The organism is Streptomyces sp. NPDC001401 (assembly GCF_042895385.1).
In the GTDB taxonomy this organism is placed as follows: Bacteria; Actinomycetota; Actinomycetes; order Streptomycetales; family Streptomycetaceae; genus Streptomyces.
The window spans coordinates 1582470-1601038 of record NZ_JBIAWI010000001.1 but is presented as its reverse complement, the minus strand read 5'-3'; the positions used below and the strand labels follow the sequence as shown (position 1 = coordinate 1601038).

Genomic DNA, 18569 nt, shown 5'->3' with positions numbered 1-18569 from the left:
GGGGTCCTTACTTGACGGCACCCACGGCGATGCCGCGGGTGAGGGTCCGCTGGAAGACGAGGAAGAACACGATCGCCGGGAGGACGCCGAGCAGGGCCGCCGCGTTGGTCATCGTGGCGTCCATCAGGCGCTGGCCCTGGAGGACGCCGAGAGCCACCGACACGGTCTGGTTGTCGTTGGAGATCAGCATGACCAGGGGGAGCAGGAACTCGTTCCAGGTCCAGATGAAGAAGAAGACCAGAAGCACGCCGATGGTGGGGCGGCTGATCGGGACGACGATCCGCCACAGCACCTGCCACTTGTTGGCACCGTCGATACGGGCCGCCTCGATGATCTCGCGGGGGAACTGGCCCAGGACCGACGAGAGCAGATAGGTGCCGAAGGCCGCCTGGATCACCGTGAAGACGATGATCACGCTCAGCCTCGTGTCGTACAGGCCGGCCTGCTTGCTGAGGTAGTAGATCGGGTAGACCAGCGCCTCCTGCGGCAGCATGTTGGCGAGGACGAAGAAGGCCAGGACCCAGGTGCGGCCCTTGATCCGCCCTATCCCGATCGCGTACGCGTTGAGAACCGAGAGGATCGCCGCGAGCACGGCCACCGAGCCGCTGATCAGCACCGAGTTGACCAGCTTCTGCCCGAAGTCGACGCGCTGCCAGAAGCTCTTGAGACCGTCCAGATAGAGGCCCTCGGGAAGGCTGAGGGGGCCGTTCTGCGAGTACTCGGTCGGCGACTTGAACGCGTTGACCGCGACGATCAGAAACGGGACAACCATGAACAGCGCGGCGATGCACAGGGCGATCAGCACCGGGTAGCGGCGCAGGGCGGTCGTCATGTCCGTACCCCTTCCTCGGCGTCCTCGGCGCGGGTCTGGAGTTTCAGGAAGATCAGGGAGAGGACCAGGATGATCACGGTGAGGATCGTGGAGATCGCGGCGCCGTAGCCGACCTGGGTCTTCTCGAAGAAGGTGGAGAAGGAGAAGTAGGACGGGACGTCGGTCGCGCCGCCCGGGCCGCCCTTGGTCAGCACGTACACCGCGCCGAACACCTTGAGCGCCGCGATCGTGCACCAGGTCAGGACGACGTAGATCTCCGGGCGGATCTGCGGCAGCGTGATGTGCCAGAAGCGGCGCCACCAGCCGGCGCCGTCCAGTTCGGCCGCCTCGTACAGCTGCGGGTCGACGCGCTGCAGGCCCGCCATGAAGACGACCAGCGGAAAGCCGATCTGCACCCAGACCATGACCCCCATGACGCTGTACAGCGCGATGTCCGGGTCGCCGAGCCAGTCCTGCTGCCAACTGCTGAGCCCGATCGCCTTCAGCAGCTCGTTGAGGGAGCCGTTGTCGGGGGCGAGGATCCAGCTCCAGACGATGCCGGCGACCGCGATCGGCAGCACCTGCGGGAGGTAGAAGCAGGCGCGGAGCACTGCGGCCCATCTGCTGCCGAAGTGCTTGCCGATGTAGTCGAACAGGGCGGCCGCCAGGACGAGACCGATCATCGTCGGTACGGCCGCCATGGCGAGGACCATGAACAGGCTGTGCCGGAAGGACGCCCAGAACTCCGAATCGTCCATCAGCTCCCGGTAGTTGGCGAGCCCGGTCCACTTGGGGCTGCCGATGCCCTGCCACTCCGTGAAGCTGACGCCCGTGTTCATGAGGAACGGGACGACGATGATCGCCGTGAAGGCCAGGATGCCGGGGAGCAGGAACAGGGCGTACGAGTCGCGGGTACGGGGGCGGCGCGGGCCGGGGTGCCGGCGCTCGCCGACGGCCCGCGCACCCCGTTCGACGGTCACCGTCATTGCTTCGGCGCGCCCTTGTCGTACGCCTGCTGCAGTGCGCCGAGGTAGGCGTCCGGTTTCTCGCTGCCCGTCATCAGCTTCTGCGTCTCGGAGACGAGGACGTCGTAGAAGCCGTTCACCGGCCAGTCCGGGTAGAAGGCCAGGCCGTCCCGCCCGCTGAGGGTGTTGAAGTTGTCGGTGAGCTGCTTGGACTTCGGGTCCGTGATGGCGGACGTGTCGGCCGCGACCGGGATGCCGCCCTTGTTGCCGAGGAGGTTCTGGATCTTCTTCGACATGGTGATGTCGATGAAGTCGTAGGCGAGATCCTTGTTCTTGGCGTTCTTGGGGACCACCCAGATGTTCCCGCCGGAGCCCAGGGTCAGGTTCGAGCCGGGCCAGAGGGCGGAATCCCAGTCGAACTTGGCCTCCGACTGGAAGCGGCCGTACCACCAGCTGCCGGAGAACAGGATCGGTGTCTTGCCCTGGATCCAGGAGACGCCCGCGTCCTCGGCCTTGGTGCTGGTGGACTTCTTGCTGATGTAGCCCTTCTTCACCCAGTCCGCGAAGGTGTCGGCGGCGTACGTCCAGGCCTGGTCATGGAAGTCGGTCTTGCCCTTGTACAGCTCGTACTTGTCGACCCAGGAGCGGTCGGCCTTGGAGAGGGCCAGCTGGTAGAGGTACTGCTGGGCCATGTACTCGGCGCCCGCGTTGGCGAGCGGGGTGACGCCCTTGGCGACGAACTTGTCCATGGCGGCGGTCAGTTCGTCGAACGTCTTCGGCTCGGTGATCCCGTACTTCTTGAAGAGGTCCTTGTTGTAGAAGGCCATCGTGTACTCGGCGTAGTTGGGGACGCCGTACCACTTGCCGGAGCCCATGACCCCGTTCGTGTCGTACATGCTGGTCGTGCGGACGCCCGCGCTGAGCTTCTTGTCCCAGCCGCGCTTGGTGGCCTCGGCGGTCAGATCGGTCAGCAGGCCCTGTTTCGCGAGGGCGCCCGCGGTCGCGTTGCCCTTGTTGTACTCCATGATGTCGGGCACGTCCGAGGAGTTCAGGATCATGGGCGCCGTCTTCTGGATCTGTTCGAAGCCCTTCTCCTCGAACTTCACCTTGACGCCAGGATGCTTCGCCTCGAACTCCTTGATCGCCTCGTTCCAGGCCACGCCCATCGCGCTGTCGGGGCCCTCGTAGTGCCAGAGCTTGAGCGTCTTGGCGTCGGAGGACCCGCCACCGTCCGAGCCGCCGCATGCGCTCACCAGCAGCGATCCGCCGAGGATCGCCGCCGCGACCGCTGTCATACGCCTTCGTGCCGTCAACATCCCGTGCCTCCGCAGGACTCGGATGGGTATATCGGGGTGTCATGCGGTGGAGATCGATTCATCGAATCGATTCGATGCATGACGTCGAAGCGCTTCGACGGGCGAAGGTATGTGCGGGCTGTGGGCGCGTCAATGCATCGGACACGAATCGGTACCCGGAGTTCGTGCCGCGAGAGAGATCATCAGCGCGACGGCCGCCGCCGTCACCGGCACCCCGAATCCGGCCGTCGGCGACAGCTGGTCCACCAGCCGGCCGCCGGTCGCGGAGCCGCAGGCGATCCCGCCGAGCAGGCCGGTCACCGCGAGGGTCATGCCCTCGTTCAGGCGGCCCTCGGGGGTGCGCTGCTGCACCAGCGTCATGGTCGTGACCATGGTCGGGGCGGTCGCCATGCCCGCGACCAGCAGCGCGCCGGCCAGGAGCAGAAGCGAGCCGGTGAGGGCGGCGGCGAGGAGGGGGAGGGTCATCAGGGTCGTCATTGCGGCGATGCACCAGGGCAGGCGGTCGGACGCGGGACCGGTGAGCCTGCGGGCCCTCGCGCCCAGCGCCCCGTACAGCAGACCCGCCACGCATGAACCGGCCGCCTGCAGCGCGAGCACGACCCCCGCCGCCGAACGATGCCCCTGCGCATCCGCGAACGCGATCGTCACGACCTCCGTCGAACCGAACACCGCGCCCATGGCCAGACAGACGGCGAGGAGCGGGGGTATGCCGGGTGCGCGGACCGGGGACTTCGCCGCTTTGCGTGCATGTACGGGCGGCTCGGTCGAGCGTTGCGCCGCGAACAGCAGCACACCGGTCAGCAGCAGCACCGCCCCGACGAGCGTGCCCGCCTCCGGGAAGAACGTCCCGCACAGGAAGGCCGCGAACACCGGGCCCAGCATGAAACACAGCTCGTCGGCGGCCTGCTCGAAGGAGTTCGCGGTGTGCAGCGCGCTGTCGTCGCCCTTCAGCAGATGGGCCCAGCGGGCGCGGGACATGCCGCCGGTGTTCGGGGTCGTCGCGGTGGCGGTGTAGGAGGCGAAGAGGGTCCAGGCGGGGGCGCCGAAGTGCACGCAGAGCAGCAGGGCGAGGGAGCCGAGGGCCGCGATCACCGTGGCGGGTACGGCGATCCGGGCCTGGCCGTACCGGTCGACGAGCCGCGCGGTCCACGGGGCCACGGCCGCCGTCGCCGCGAGGCCGGTCGCGGTGACGGCACCGGCCAGGGCGTACGAGCCGCGCGCCCCGGCGATCATCACGACCGCGCTCACGCTGAACATGCCCATGGGGAGGCGGGCCAGGAGGTTGGGGAGGGTGAAGGCGAGGGCGCCGGGGGTGGTGAGGAGTCGGCGGTAGGGCCCGGGGGGCCGGCTGTTGCGGGTACGGCGGGTGCGGGTGCGGGTTCGGGTGCGGGGGCTGAAGTCGACGGCGACGAGGGCGTCGGCGGTGACGGTGTACAAGGGCTTGTGCGGTGGAGTGGGTTGCGGCATGGGCACCACGGTCGCTCGTACGTGATCAAAGGGTCCAACACCTTCTCCGCACCAATTCACGCACCTGTGTTGTAAGTCCTGCTGTAAGTTCGCCGGATGCCCGCGCCCAGCCACCTGGACCCCCGCCTCCTGCGCGCCTTCCTCGCCGTCGCCGAGGAGCTGCACTTCACGCGCGCCGCCATCCGGCTCTACGTCGCCCAGCAGGCGCTCAGTCGTGATGTACGGCGCCTGGAGCGGGAGTTGGGGGCCGAGCTGTTCGTGCGGTCCACCCGGCAGGTGACGCTCACGGCCGACGGCGAGCGGCTGCTGCCGTACGCCCGCCGGGTGCTGGAGGCCCAGGACGAGCTGCTCGGCGCCTTCGGGCAGACCCGGCCGCTGCTGGTCGACCTCAACTACCGGGGCGCGGTGACCGCGCGGCGCGTGCTGCACCGGGCGCGCGAACTCGCCCCCGAGCATGAGCTGATGGCGCGGTACGAGAGCGGCCTGACCGGCGCGGCGGAAGAGCTGCTGGCCGGGCGGCTGGATGCGTCGTTCGGGCGGTACGCGGGCTTGGATCCGGTGCTGCGGGGGCGACTGGAGCACCAGCTCGTGCGGTACGAGCCGATGGCGGTGGTGCTGCCGCAGGACCATCGGCTGGCGGCACTGGAGGCGGTGCCGCTGGCTGCGCTGGCGGGGGAGACGGTGTACGCGGGCGCCGGGAATCCACGTACGCCGGAGTGGACGGATCTGGCGCGGTTGTTGTTCGAGGGGCGGGGCATTGAAATCGCGCCGCCCGCTCCACTGGCCGTTGGAGAGGAGGAGTTCGAGCGGATCATGAGCAAGATGCGGAACCCGATTCTTGCCGTGGTGGATTTTCCGGCCATGCCCGGGAGGGTGTTGCGGCCCTTGATCGACCCCGTGCCTGCGTCGCCGGTGTCGTTGGTGTGGCGGAAGGGGCTGACGCATCCGGCGTTCGACGCACTTCGACGGGCTGCGCGTGAACTGTCGGTGGGGGAGGGGTGGTTGAGGTGGCCGGCGGGGGGATGGGTGCCGGCCGTGGATGCGGAGACGGGGTGATCAGGTGGGGCGGCGGGTTGTGTGGGCGAGGAAGGAGGTCCAGGTGGAGGCGTGAGGGTGAGGTGCGCGACGTAGTCGATGCCCTGGCCGGTGCCGTGGAAGCTTGCCCTGCCGAAGGGGATGAGCCGGACGGCGGCGTGGGCGAGTTCGCTCAGCTCGATGAGGCGCTTGAGGTGTGCGGCGGTCACCTCGCGGCCGCCGAACCCCGTTCTGAGCGGCGCTTCATGAATCGTCGCCGGGTGATTGGCCGCTGGGGGGCGGTCTGCTCGACCGGGGTGCAGGGAAGCTGTTGTGGGTTCGAGGTCGGCGGCGGATCTGGTGCATGATCCGCCGCCGACGCAACCGACGGCAACCGGCGTTTGTCAGCCGATCGCGATCCGCTTCTGCCAGTAGTCGTTGGGGGCGACCGCCTCCGTGCCGGTGGCGGTACGAGGAGCTGGAGACCGCCAACGACACGGCGGCGAGTTCCATCACGGCCACCGTCGACCCGGCAGCCGACGGCACAGTGACGTCCGCCGTCGCCAAGTCGGCCCCGGCCTCCGGCGCGGGGGTGGCTCAGGCGGCGTACCGGACCTCGACCGACGCGACCCAGGTGGCCACGGGGGACACCGCCGTCATCGGTGCTGTCGACTCCGGGGCCGGGAACGGGGGGACCTTCAAGGCGACGCCGCTCGCCTCGGACGGGAAGTGGGAGGCGGGGGGTTCCTCGGGCGGGTTCACCTGGTCCTACCCACTGGCGATTCCTGCGGCGCCCGCGGGCCCGGCCCCCAAGATCTCGCTCAACTACAGTTCCCAGACCGTGGACGGCCGCACCGCGGTCTCCTCGCCGCAGGCGTCCTGGATCGGTGAAGGCTGGGACTACGAACCCGGCCATATCGAGCGCCGTTACCGCTCGTGCCAGGACGACCGGAAGAAGCTCGACGCAGGCACGCCCAACAACACGGCGAAGAAGGACAAGACGTCCGACCTGTGCTGGGTGTCCTACAACGCGGTGATGTCCCTGAACGGCAAGACAACCGAGTTGGTCCGCGCCGCCGCCTCCGGCAGCAACCCGGACAAGGACGCCGAGATCTACCGCCCGCAGCAGGACGACGGCACCCGCGTCGAGCACCGGGTGGGCGGCAGCAACGACGACAACAACGGCGAGTACTGGGTCGTCACGACCACCGACGGGACGCAGTACTACTACGGCCTCAACGACGTCGGCGGTGGCCACGCCAACACCGACTCGGTCTCCAGCGTCCCCGTCTTCGGCAACCACCCCGGCGAACCCTGCCACGCCGACGCCTTCGCCGACTCGCGCTGCGGTTCCGGCAAACAGCAAGCCTGGCGCTGGGGCCTGGACAAGGTCGTCGACGTCAACGGCAACACCATGATCGTCAACTGGAAGCAGGAGACGAACTACTACGCCGTACGCAAGAAGTTCAAGAACCCTGAACAGTACGACCGTTACGCCTACCCGACCTCCATCGAGTACGGTATGCGCACGGACAGCCTCACCAAGCCGTCCGCGATCGTCGAATTCGGCACCAAACAGCGCTGCCTGAAGTCCGAAACGGCCTGCACCGCGACCAACTTCGCCAAGACCGACGACCCCGGCTCCTACCGCCCTTGGTGGGACACCCCAGGCAACCTCAACTGCAAGTCCGGCTCCAAGCTCTGCCCGCCGTTCCCGTCCTTCTGGACGCAGCTGCGTCTGGACACGGTGACGACGAAGGCGGCGCGCGCCGGGCAGACCGGCCTCGGCCCGGTCGACAAGTACACGCTCCACCAGTCCTTTCCCGAGGACTGGTACGACACCGCGCCCGGCCTCTGGCTGAACTCGATCACGCGGACCGGCTACGCGCCCGGGGACACCACGGGCACCCTCCAGTCCGAGGACGGCGTCAGCTTCGGGCAGTACACCGTCGGCTCGACCTCCCCGCTGCACGCACGCCTGAAGGACAGGCAACTGCCCAACCTGGTCCTCAAGGGCAGGACCGACCAGCGCCCCGGCTTCACCCGGCCCCGCATCGGCGTGGTCTCCACGGAGTACGGCGGCGACATCGAGGTCGAGTACACCGGCGGCTGCGCGAGCGAACCGGCCGAGGACCGGGGCAGGAGCAACGGCACCTGCTATCCGGTGCGTTGGTCCCCCGACGGCGACGAGAAGACGCCGGCCAGGTCCTGGTTCAACAAGTACGTCGTGTCTTCCGTGACCGAGAACGACAAGGTCACCTCGCACGGCAAGCCCGTCACCACCACGTACAAGTACTCGGGCCCGGCCTGGGCCAAGAGCGACGACGAGTTCTCCCGGCCCGCCCTGCGGACCTACAGCGACTGGCGAGGGTATCGGCAGGTCACGGCCCTCAAGGGCAGCAAGTCGATCTCCGAGCAGGGCGACGCGAATGCCCAGTCGATGTCCGTCACCCGCTACTTCCAGGGCATCGGCGGTGAGGTCAAGGACTCCAAGGGCGAGCGCACGCTGGTTGCGGACGACGCACCGCAGTACGCGGGTATGCCTGCCGAGACCATCACCTACCGCGACTCCGACGGCCAGGTTCTCAAGCGCGTCCTGAACTACCCGTGGTCCAAGCAGACCGCGTCCCGCCCGCGCGAGAACGAGGACGGCACCGCAGGGGAACCCCTGCTCTCCTTCCGCACCGGCGTCAAACAGACCGACGAGATCCAGTCCCTGGACGACAACGGCTGGCGGGCCGTCCGCACGCTCACGCAGGTGGACGACACCTACGGTCTGCCCATCCAGGTGGAGACGGCCGTCGTCAAGCCCAACGGCTCCGGCGAGAGTCTCTCCGACCAGACCTGCACCAAGACGGCGTACGTGCACAACACCACGGCCTGGCTGATCGGCCTTCCCAAGGAAGTGCGCACGACCGCCACCTCGTGCGCCGGCTACGACACCGCCGACCCCGCCACCCAGCTCAAGTCGGCGATGCGTAACAGCTACGACAAGCTGGCCTACGGGGCGACTCCGACGAAGGGCAGGGGAACCTCGGTCGCCGAGACCGACGGGGCGGGGACGTCGTACTCCGTCGTCACCGACACGACGTATGACGATCTCGGCCGTGTCCGTACCGTCACCAGCCCCGGCGTCGGCACCACCGAGACGCAGTACACCCCGCCGGACGGTGGCCCGGTCACCGAGACCAAGACGTTCGACGCCATGGACCGGGCCACCACGACCACGTTCGACCCGGGCCGCGGCCTCCCGTTGACCGTCACCGACCCCAACGGCCGGGTCACCCGCAGCGAGTACGACGCCCTCGGCCGCCTGGTGAAAGGCTGGTCCCCGACCCGAGCCTCGGGCGGCAAGTCCCCCAACGTCGTCATCGCCTACCAGTCGGCCATCGCGACCTCCAGCGAGACCCGACCGTCGGCGGCCACCGTCAGCACGCTCAAGGACGACGGCACATACACCCGCGAAGTCACCCTCTACGACGGCCTGATGCGCGAGGTCCAGAAGCAGGTCGAGGCCCACGGCCCCGGCCGGATCGTCGCGGACACCACGTATGACGACCATGGACTGGTCGACGAGCAGACAGGCGCATACCTGGCGAAGGGCGATCCGGAGACACAACTCTTCACGCCCAGGTCGAAGTCGCTGATTCCCAGTTCGGTCAAACACCGCTACGACGGCCTGGAACGGGAGATCCGCTCGTCGGTCTACCACGACGGCGCATACGAGTACGCCACCTACACCTCGTACACCTGGACCAGCACATACGTGGATCCGCCGGGTTCGACGGCTCCCAGGACGCGCACGTACTACGACGCCCTCGGGCGGGTCACATCCGTCCTGCAGTACACCCAGGAAGCCACGAATTCGACCACCGGCCGCACCGCCATCTACGAATACGACGCCCGCGGCAACCGCAAGAAGGTCACCGACCCTGCGGGCAACGCCTGGTCGTACGAGTACGACGCCCGCGGCCGGGTCACGTCCGCGACCGACCCCGACACCGGCACCACCAACACGTGGTACGACGCAGCGGACCGGCCCGACCACGTGAAGGACGCGCTCGGACAGGAAACCTTCACCGCGTACGACCTTCTCGGCCGCGTCACGGCTGTCCGACAGGGCTCTGCCACCGCTACTCCTGTCAAGGAGTACACGTACGACAAGGCGCCCGGTGGCATCGGCCAACCGACGAGCTCCAAACGGCACACCGACAACGGCGACTACATCAACACCGTCACCGGCTATGACGCCGAGTACCACGTCACCGGAAGCGAGACGGTCATCCCGGCCAACTCGATGACGACGGGACTGGCCGGCACATACGCCTACTCCTACACCTACACACCCACGGGCAAGCCGCAGTCGGTCACCCTGCCCGCAGTGGGCGGGCTGGCGCAGGAGAAGGTCGTCACCCGCTACGACGGCGACGGCCTGGCGGAGTCGACCTCGGGCCTGACCTGGTACACGGCCGACGCCACGTACTCGCCGTACGGCGAGGTTCTGCGTACCGTCTCCGCCGCCCAGCCCTACCGGGTCTGGACGACCAACTTCGTCGACCCGCACACCGGCCGCCTCGAGCGCACGGTCGCGGACCGCGAGACGGACGGCCCGCACCGCATCACGGACAGCTACTACTCCTACGACCGGTCGGGCACGATCACCGCCAACGCCCGCCAGCTGTCGGACGCGAGCTGGGACACCCAGTGCTTCACCTACGACGTGCTGGGCGAGCTGGCGCACGCCTGGACCTCGAACGTCGTGCCGGACCGTAAGGGCACCGGCTGCAAGGCCTCGAACGGAACGGCCTGGGGCCCCCGCACCGACTACGCCACCTCCTCCGGCCCGGTGTCCGACGCCCCAGACGCGGCGACGGACACCTCGGCCCCGGACTCCGCGCTGACCTCGTCGCTCTCGGCGGCGGCCCCGGACACCACGACGGTATCCACCGGCGCGACGGGCTACCGCCAGTCGTACACGTTCGACTGGCTCGGCAACCGGGCGACGATGACCGAGCACGACACGGCTGACGCGTCGAAGAACGTCACGTTCACCTACGGCTACGGCAAGACGGTCGCCGCGACCAGCACCACCCCGGCGTACAAGACGCAGCCGCACACGATGACGTCGGTCAGCTCGAACACGTCGGGCAAGGGCAGCGCGTACACGTACGACGCCACGGGCAACACCACCGTCCGCGACCTGTCCAACACCACGCAGAACCTGGTCTGGACGGCGGAGAACAAGCTCGACTCCATCTCGGACGACGGCAAGAAGACGACATACGTCTACGACGCCGACGGCAACCGCCTGCTGGAGAACTCGTCCTCTGGCTCGACGCTCTACCTGGGCGAGACCGAACTGACGACGGGCTCCACCGGCACGATCACCCGAGCCTCACGGTCCTACGCCCAGTCCGGCGCGCCCACCGTCGTCCGCACCACCACCAACGGTGCGACGACGGGCCACAAACTCAGCGTCCTGCTCGCCGACCACCTCGGCACCTCGGACACCTCGGTGGACGTCGCCTCCGGCCAGACGGTCACCCGTCGAGCCTTCAAACCGTACGGCGAGGTCCGCGGCACCAAGTCGGCCAGCTGGCCCAACAAGCGTGGCTATCTCGGCACCGGCATCGACGACACGGCCACCGGCCTGACACACATCGGCGCCCGCGAGTACGACCAGGCCTCGGGCCACTTCCTCTCGGCGGACCCGGTCATCGACCTCGCGGACCCGCTGCAGATGAACGGGTACACGTACGGCAGCAACAGCCCGGTCAGCAACAGCGACCCCACAGGCCTGTGCGCCGAGCTCGACTGCCCCACCCGCGCAACGCCCAACCACGAGAACAGGACACCGACGCAGCCGCCATCGTCCGGACCGCCGAGGTATTCGAGCAACTACATTGCTGCCCTGAACGCCGGAAATGTCTATTCGGCCAAGTTCATCAAGACGCACTACGAGATCTACCCGGGCGTATTCGTCAACCGGAGCTGGAAGAACAAGGAAAAGTACGCGCAGCAGTTCTGGGGGGAGGTCCGGAACTGGTGTCAGGAGCAGGGCTCCGGTTGCCTGTCGGAACCTGCTGAAAATGAGCAGGTCGCTCAGAACATCCTGAGCCACCTCAAGTTCCTCGCCTGTATGCGGATGGGGCATGAGAGCGGGTGCGGGGGCCAGGTTCCTTCGCTCGCGGCGGCAGTGGCCGGCTTGGCTGCTCTTACCGGAGGCGGCGGAGAAGGGCCGGGAGGCGGTCTGACAGGTGGACGCGTCCCCAAGGGGCTGGGCGGGTGCAAGTGCTTCCTCGCAGGCACCGACGTCCTGATGGCGGACGGGACGACCAAGAACATCGAGGACGTCAAACTCGGCGACTGGGTCAAGGCAACTGATCCGAAAACCGGTAAGACGAAGCCCCGCAAGGTGACCCGGCTCATCCGAACAGAGGGCGACAAGTACTTCAACGAGCTGTCCATCGCCACACAGGACGGCATCGCGAAGCTAACGGCCACGCACGAACACCCCTTCTGGTCCCCGTCCGAGCACGACTGGGTCAAGGCGGGCGCCCTCAAGCCCGGAATGACCCTGCTCACCGATGACGGAAGCACTGTCGTCGTCACGGGGAACAGGTCCTTCACGAGGCATGCGCGGACGTACAACCTTACGGTCGACGATCTGCATACGTACTATGTGCTGGCAGGGGCTACGCCGGTCCTCGTTCACAACAGCGGAGGCCACACTCCAGACGACGGGATGGTCACTGTTGGTCGTTGGATGTCATCGGCAGAGCATCAGGCGATGATGGAGACTGGAATGGTTCAGCGCGGCGGAGGTGGATTCACCTACGTCGTGTACCCGGCAAGTCGAGACGCGTATATATCTGCGCGTCCGGGATCCGTGTACGCCGAATTTGATGTTCCAAAGTCGTCGCTCATTCCCGGCGGCAGGCCGGGGGACTTCAAGATGTCGGACTCCGACACCATCTTTGCTCGGCTGGCACAGAAGAAGGGGAACCCTGTTCCTCAACTCCCCGAGGCGAAGAACATCAAGCTGGGAGGATGGGGATGTTCCTAGGTAGTGCGTTGCTGGAGCGAGCCCAGGAGTGGATCCATCAGGAAATCCGCAAGGCAGAGGTCCTGAGGGATGTCTCAGAGATCGAGATATCTCCTAGCGAGGGAGAATCGAAGTCGGTGAGTTGGATTCTCGATGGCGGTGGCTTCATGGCCCAAGTAGTGCTGTGGGATACCGGAGAATTTGAGCAAGATCTTGCCAACGTGGAAACGGGTCAGGTTCAGACGCGGAGTGGCCGGGTGACATCGGTTGGCGATCTCGAATCCTGTCTTACTGCCGCCCGTGATTGGGTACTCCAAGGCCTCTGAGGCTCAAGCGCTAAGGTGTGCGTCCGCAAATTTTAAGCTCCGCCAGGCAATGCCTGGCGGAGCTTCCGCGTGGGTTGACGGCAGTAGTTGACGGCAACCCAGCGGATGGACGTGGACGAGTTGGTGCCGTCAGTTTCGGTCGAGTGGTGTGCCGAGGGCCTGGGGGCTTCAGCGGTCGGCCACGTCACGCTGTGTCGGCCCAAGTTGCCGGCGCATCTCCGCAAGCCGGTGCGCGCGAGCCTCGGCCACCATGCGGCGGGTTCCGGCAGCGAGTTCGGCGAGGTCGGCGGTGTCGAAGACCTCGTCCTTGACCTCGTCCCAGGAGTGGAAGCTGGTCACTTCTGCGTCTCCTTCTTGTGGCGCTGGGCAGAGGATCTCTCAGTGCCGGGCCTGGCCGGGCGGCAGCGCTCGTTGGATCACTCATTGAGGTGAGGCGACCAAGTTTTCCCCTGGGTACGCTGAATCGACAGGCGAGACTTCGTCCCATGGGAGCACCGATGAGCGCCGCATCCGACGACGGGCTGGACGACGAGCCCGCGTACCGCTGGCCCATCCCGCCCCCCGGGGGCTGGACCGCGGACGACCTCGACCGGATTCCGGGCCTCCCGCCGCACACGGAGTTGATCGACGGGAGTCTCGTCTTCATGAGTCCGCAGACACGTTTCCACAGCCGGACGATGCGTCTGCTGGACAACGCCCTCTTGGGCCAGGCCCCGGAGCATTTGGACGTCGACCGTGAGATGACGGTCAAGCTGGACACCAAGAACCGCCCGGAGCCGGACATCGTGGTGTTTCCCGTCGATGCGGTGACCGGCCCGAATCAGACCTGGTACAAGCCCGAGGACATCGTCCTCGCCGTCGAAGTCGTCTCGGCGGACTCCCGTGAGCGTGACCGCGAGGTGAAACCCGGCAAGTACGCGGCGGCAGGTGTGCCGCACTTCTGGAGGGTCGAGCAGGACGACGACAAGGGATACCCCGTCGTGTACGTCTACGAGCTCGACCCCGCCACGAAGTCCTACGGGCTCACCGGCATCTTCCACGACAGACTCAAGGTCTCCGTGCCCTTCGACATCGAGATCGACCTGACGGCCGTCGACCACCGCGGTCGATGAAACGAGCACGCCCACGAACCGGTCGGCGACTCCGCCGCCGTATATAGGGGAGGGAACGAAGAGCCCTGGCTGCTGACCACCGTCACCGCCGGCGGGCCGGGCAGGACGCTTCACGGAGACCTCTTCGTAATGCGGAGCTCTTCGTAACGTACGGCCGCAGAACCTCTCATCCCCCCTCCCCGCGGGGTGAGAGCAAAGTTCCCTTCCGGTCACCCGGTGCCACAGGCCGGAAACGCTGCCTCCCTACCTTCGGGACTCATCACCGCTCATCTGCCCCCGAGCACGACCGAGCCCCGGAGCACCGTGGAGGCGTCATGACAGCCCCTAGCACAGCCCCCGCATCCAGCAGGGGAGGCCGCTGGATCCAGCAGTGGGATCCCGAGGACGAGACCTTCTGGAACGAGACCGGAGAGAAGATCGCCAAGAGGAACCTTCTCTTCTCCGTCCTGTCCGAGCACATCGGGTTCTCGATCTGGACCCTGTGGTCGGTGCTGGTGCTCTTCATGGGCCCGGAGTACGGGCTCACCCCGGCCGACAAGTTCCTGCTGACGTCCATGGTGACGCTGGTCGGCGCCGTCGTCCGCGTCCCCTACACCTTCGCCGTCGCCATCTTCGGCGGGCGGAACTGGACGATCATCTCGGCCGGCCTGCTCCTCATCCCGACGGTCGCGGCCTTCGCGGTGATGAAGCCGGGGACGTCCTTCGACACCTTCCTCTGGATCGGCCTGCTGGCCGGCATCGGCGGCGGCAACTTCGCCTCCTCGATGACCAACATCAACGCCTTCTTCCCGCTTCGGAAGAAGGGGTGGGCGCTCGGGCTCAACGCGGGCGGCGGCAACATCGGTGTGCCGGTCATCCAGCTGGCCGCCCTCGCGATCATCGGGGCGAGCGGCGGGCCGCGCGTGCTGCTCGGGATCTACATCCCGCTCATTCTCGTCGCCGCCGTCCTCGCCGCCCTCTTCATGGACAACATCGCGTCCGTGAAGAACGACACCGGCGCCGCCAAGGACGCCGCGAAGGACGCGCACACCTGGATCATGTCCTTCCTCTACATCGGGACGTTCGGGTCGTTCATCGGATACGCCTTCGCCTTCGGCCAGGTGCTGCAGGTCCAGTTCGGGCGTACGCCGCTGCAGGCCGCGTACCTCACCTTCATCGGCCCGCTGCTCGGTTCCCTGATCCGGCCCGTGGGCGGCTGGCTCGCCGACAAGTACGGCGGCGCGAAGATCAGCCTCTACAACTACGTCGCCATGGCCGCCGCCACCGGTGTCCTGGTCTTCGCCAGCATGCAGAAGTCGCTGCCGCTGTTCGTGTCCGTCTTCGTGGTGCTGTTCGTGCTCAGCGGGCTCGGCAACGGCTCCACGTTCAAGATGATCCCGGGAATCTTCCAGGCCAAGGCCCTCGCCAAGGGGCTGGAGGGTGAGGAGGCCGCTGCATACGGTCGCCGTCTCTCCGGTGCCTCCATGGGGCTCATCGGCGCGGTGGGCGCGCTCGGCGGTGTCGGCATCAACCTGGCCTTCCGCCAGTCCTTCCTCACCAACGGATCCGGCACCGGAGCCTTCGTCGTCTTCCTCGCCTTCTACGCTCTCTGCTTCGCGGTGACCTGGGCCGTATACCTTCGCCGCCCGGCCGCAGCGGCCCGGTCCGCGGCCGCCGCAGAGGCGAAGCCGCAGCTCAGCTACGCCGAGGTGTGACGTAACACCGGCGACATCAAGTCGAACCGAGCCTGTCACGCGCCGTTGACAGGCTCGTTCGGCATGTAGGTACCGCACTACTGCATGTACGACGACTCGAGTTCGGGACGAGAGCCATGTACGAGGAACAGCAGCGACCAGACCCGGGCCGACACGGCCCCCTAGCCGGATTCACCGTGGGCGTGACCGCCGCCCGCCGGGCCGACGAGCTGGGCGCGCTGCTGCAGCGACGGGGAGCCGCCGTCCTGCATGCACCCGCGCTGCGCATCGTGCCGCTCGCCGACGACAGCGAACTGCTGGCGGCGACGAAGGATCTGATCGATCAGGCGCCCGATGTCGTGGTGGCGACGACGGCCATCGGCTTCCGGGGGTGGGTCGAGGCCGCCGACGGGTGGGGGCTCGGCGAGCCGCTCCTCGACCGGCTGCGCCAGGTGGAGCTGCTCGCGCGCGGACCCAAGGTCAAGGGTGCGATACGGGCCGCCGGGCTGACCGAGGAGTGGTCGCCGTCCAGCGAGTCCATGGCGGAGGTGCTCGACCGGCTCCTGGAGGAGGGTGTCGAGGGCCGTCGTATCGCCGTACAGCTGCACGGCGAGCCGCTGCCAGGCTTCGTGGAGTCGCTGCGGGCCGCGGGCGGTGAGGTCGTCGGGGTTCCCGTGTACCGGTGGATGCCGCCGGAGGACATAGGGCCGGTGGACCGGCTGCTGGACGCCGCCGTCTCCCGCGGACTGGACGCGATCACCTTCACCAGCGCGCCCGCCGCCGCATCGCTGCTGAACCGGGCCGAGGAGCGCGGGCTGTTGCCCGAGCTTCTGGCCGCCCTCCACCACGATGTGCTGCCGGCCTGCGTCGGCCCGGTCACCGCGCTGCCGCTGCAGGCCCACGGCGTCGACACGGTCCAGCCCGAACGCTTCCGGCTCGGCCCCCTTGTCCAGCTGCTCTGCCAGGAGCTTCCGAACCGGGCGCGTTCCCTGCCCATCGCCGGGCACCGGGTGGAGATCCGCGGCCACGCGGTCCTCGTCGACGGCGACCTCAAGCCCGTACCGCCCGCCGGGATGTCGCTGCTGCGTGCGCTGTCGCGGCGGCCGGGGTGGGTGGTGGCACGGGCGGAATTGTTGCGGGCGCTTCCCGGCGCCGGGCGCGATGAGCATGCGGTGGAGACCGCGATGGCTCGGCTGCGGACGGCTCTCGGCGCGCCGAAACTGATCCAGACGGTGGTCAAGCGGGGGTATCGGCTGGCGTTGGATCCCGCCGCCGACGCGAAGTACGCGGACGTGTGAGGGAGGCACCCGGCGGTTGGTGTCGCCCTCGCTGGGGGCTCCGCCCCCAGGCCCCCGATCGGCCTGAACGGCCTCGTCCTCAAACGCCGGACGGGCTGAAATCATCTGCCCGGCGCTGAGAAGTGCTGCTCGTGATCCTGCCGTACTGCACCAGCGCCCGCACCAAACACCCCACCGCCACCGTCGACAACCCCGCCCGCACCACATTCCACGCCACCCACGCGTGCTCGAAGTGCTCCCGCGCAGCCGTCGGATCCTTCATGTCCGCCAGGTCGTTGTTGAGCGGGATGTTGAAGGCGACCGTGGTCAGGAAGCCGAGAGCGTACGCCGCCAGGGCCGCCCACACCCACCAGCGGTACGGCTGCCCGCGTAGCTGCCACGCCGACACCGCCGTCAGCAGCAGCGCTCCCATGAAGCTGAGGAAGAACACCGGGTTCTGGATCACGTCGTTGATGTTCCGCATGACCTCGACGTAGACCCGGTCGTCGCTGCGGGCCAGTGCCGGCATGATGCAGCAGGCGAAGATGTAGAAGACCCCGGCGATCAGACCCATCGCGACCGCGGCCGCACCCAGTACGAATCCCGTGCTCCTGCTGTGGGTTGTCATGCCTTCCAGTCAACGGACGGCGGCGCGGCCGGAACATCGCCGAGAAGCGCATCCGCATAAGCGCGCGTCCACCCGTCGTCTGCGCCACCGCCGGTACGAGGGGTTCCGGCCGGGCGAGCGGGAAGGCAATGTAAGAGGGATCGGTTCCTCAGCCCTCAGGTTCCCGAGCCAGGCGGTGACAGGCACATGGCACTGGGTACGGCCACGGTCGCGTACGAGCTGCGGTTCGACGCCGGTCGGATCTCTCTCGACCTCCTCGCCACCATCCACCCCGAGGAGCGGTTCGACTCCATCGAGGTGCTCTGCGCCTGGATCACCGGGGCGGGGCTGGTCCCCGCGACCACCTCGCTGGCCCACGCCGACCCGTCCTGGCTGGTCGGCTTCCGTGAACTGCGCGGACAGATCGGGCAGTTGGTGCGCGGGGGGCTTGCGCCGACAGTGCTCCGGCCCTCGTACGACATCGCGCTCGCCCGCGTGAACGAGATCGCCCGTGTCTCGCCTCCGGCCCCACGCGCCGTGCGGGGCGAGGACGGTTCGCTCGTGCGGGAGCTGGACGGCCCGCCCGAGTGCGCGGCGCTGCTCGGTGCGATCGCCCGGGATGCCGTGGAGCTGCTCACCGACCCCGTCGCGCGGGCCGGTCTGCGGCAGTGCGAAGGGGACAACTGCCCGATCGTTTACGTGGATTCGTCCCGGGGGCGCAGGAGGCGCTGGTGTTCCAGTGAGGTCTGTGGGAACCGGGAAAGGGTGGCGCGGCATCGTCGGCGGGCGGCTCTTGCGCGCGCTTGACGTCCGGTATGCGGCTTCTGTGAACGGAGTGTCGAAGTGATTTCGATTACACACCGTTTACCTCATCCGTGACACGGGCAGCGGTTGCGATCTCGCCAATGTGGCGGAAATGTAAAGATCGCGAGGTGGGAATGTGCACCCATGTCCCC

Annotated in this window: 13 protein-coding genes and 1 pseudogene; 7 read left to right on the top strand and 7 right to left on the bottom strand. The window is 67.7% G+C overall.

Features of this window, described 5'->3' with window-relative positions; all coding sequences use genetic code 11:
• Window positions 1-7: 7 nt before the first annotated feature.
• From ACFY10_RS07405 to ACFY10_RS07390, 4 genes are all read right to left on the bottom strand, one after another.
• Entirely contained in the window at window positions 8-832 is an 825-nt protein-coding gene (locus tag ACFY10_RS07405; RefSeq protein ID WP_390664057.1) for a carbohydrate ABC transporter permease, read from the bottom strand.
• The gene (locus ACFY10_RS07400; protein WP_390664056.1) at window positions 829-1797 is read right to left on the bottom strand and encodes a carbohydrate ABC transporter permease; all 969 of its coding nucleotides are present in this window, start codon (window positions 1795-1797) and stop codon (window positions 829-831) included. Before ACFY10_RS07400 ends, ACFY10_RS07405 begins: the two co-directional genes overlap by 4 nt.
• A complete protein-coding gene (locus ACFY10_RS07395) occupies window positions 1794-3092 on the bottom strand; it encodes an ABC transporter substrate-binding protein (RefSeq protein WP_390664055.1) in 1299 nt (432 codons plus the stop codon). Before ACFY10_RS07395 ends, ACFY10_RS07400 begins: the two co-directional genes overlap by 4 nt.
• Window positions 3093-3221: 129 nt before the next feature.
• A complete protein-coding gene (locus tag ACFY10_RS07390; protein ID WP_390664054.1) occupies window positions 3222-4559 on the bottom strand; it encodes an MFS transporter in 1338 nt (445 codons plus the stop codon).
• 96 nt (window positions 4560-4655) lie between these two features.
• On the opposite strand from ACFY10_RS07390, the gene ACFY10_RS07385 reads away from it, so the two are divergent.
• A complete protein-coding gene (locus ACFY10_RS07385) occupies window positions 4656-5615 on the top strand; it encodes a LysR family transcriptional regulator (protein WP_390664053.1) in 960 nt (319 codons plus the stop codon).
• Window positions 5616-5752: 137 nt separating this feature from the next.
• Here ACFY10_RS07385 and ACFY10_RS07380 read toward each other — a convergent pair.
• Window positions 5753-5845, bottom strand: a pseudogene (locus ACFY10_RS07380) (transcriptional regulator); the annotation flags it as partial.
• Between the two features lie 275 nt (window positions 5846-6120).
• Between ACFY10_RS07380 and ACFY10_RS07375 the strand changes: the two are divergent.
• Complete coding sequence (locus ACFY10_RS07375; protein WP_390664052.1) at window positions 6121-12639, top strand: polymorphic toxin-type HINT domain-containing protein; 6519 nt, start codon at window positions 6121-6123, stop codon at window positions 12637-12639.
• Window positions 12624-12944, top strand: coding sequence for a hypothetical protein (locus tag ACFY10_RS07370; RefSeq protein WP_390664051.1), 321 nt, complete (start codon window positions 12624-12626; stop codon window positions 12942-12944). Before ACFY10_RS07375 ends, ACFY10_RS07370 begins: the two co-directional genes overlap by 16 nt.
• A gap of 168 nt (window positions 12945-13112) precedes the next feature.
• Here the strand turns inward: ACFY10_RS07370 and ACFY10_RS07365 are convergent, their stop codons facing one another.
• On the bottom strand, window positions 13113-13283 hold the full coding sequence (locus ACFY10_RS07365) for a hypothetical protein (RefSeq protein WP_390664050.1): 171 nt from the start codon (window positions 13281-13283) through the stop codon (window positions 13113-13115).
• Between the two features lie 158 nt (window positions 13284-13441).
• Between ACFY10_RS07365 and ACFY10_RS07360 the strand changes: the two genes are divergently transcribed.
• The 3 genes from ACFY10_RS07360 (at window position 13442) to ACFY10_RS07350 (ending at window position 17027) form a co-directional block, all read left to right on the top strand.
• Window positions 13442-14056: a Uma2 family endonuclease gene (locus ACFY10_RS07360; protein ID WP_390664049.1), complete on the top strand. Its 615-nt coding sequence runs from the start codon at window positions 13442-13444 to the stop codon at window positions 14054-14056.
• 314 nt (window positions 14057-14370) lie between these two features.
• Entirely contained in the window at window positions 14371-15750 is a 1380-nt protein-coding gene (locus ACFY10_RS07355; RefSeq protein WP_390664048.1) for a nitrate/nitrite transporter, read from the top strand.
• A 116-nt stretch (window positions 15751-15866) separates the two neighbouring features.
• Window positions 15867-17027 carry a uroporphyrinogen-III synthase gene (locus ACFY10_RS07350; RefSeq protein ID WP_390664047.1) on the top strand — a complete coding sequence of 387 codons (1161 nt, stop codon included), beginning with the start codon at window positions 15867-15869 and terminating at the stop codon, window positions 17025-17027.
• A 79-nt stretch (window positions 17028-17106) separates the two neighbouring features.
• Here the strand turns inward: ACFY10_RS07350 and ACFY10_RS07345 are convergent, their stop codons facing one another.
• Window positions 17107-17634: a DUF1772 domain-containing protein gene (locus tag ACFY10_RS07345; RefSeq protein ID WP_390664046.1), complete on the bottom strand. Its 528-nt coding sequence runs from the start codon at window positions 17632-17634 to the stop codon at window positions 17107-17109.
• A 186-nt stretch (window positions 17635-17820) separates the two neighbouring features.
• Between ACFY10_RS07345 and ACFY10_RS07340 the strand changes: the two genes are divergently transcribed.
• Window positions 17821-18420 (top strand): CGNR zinc finger domain-containing protein, encoded by a 600-nt coding sequence (locus ACFY10_RS07340; protein WP_390664045.1) that lies wholly within the window; start codon window positions 17821-17823, stop codon window positions 18418-18420.
• Window positions 18421-18569 lie beyond the last annotated feature (149 nt).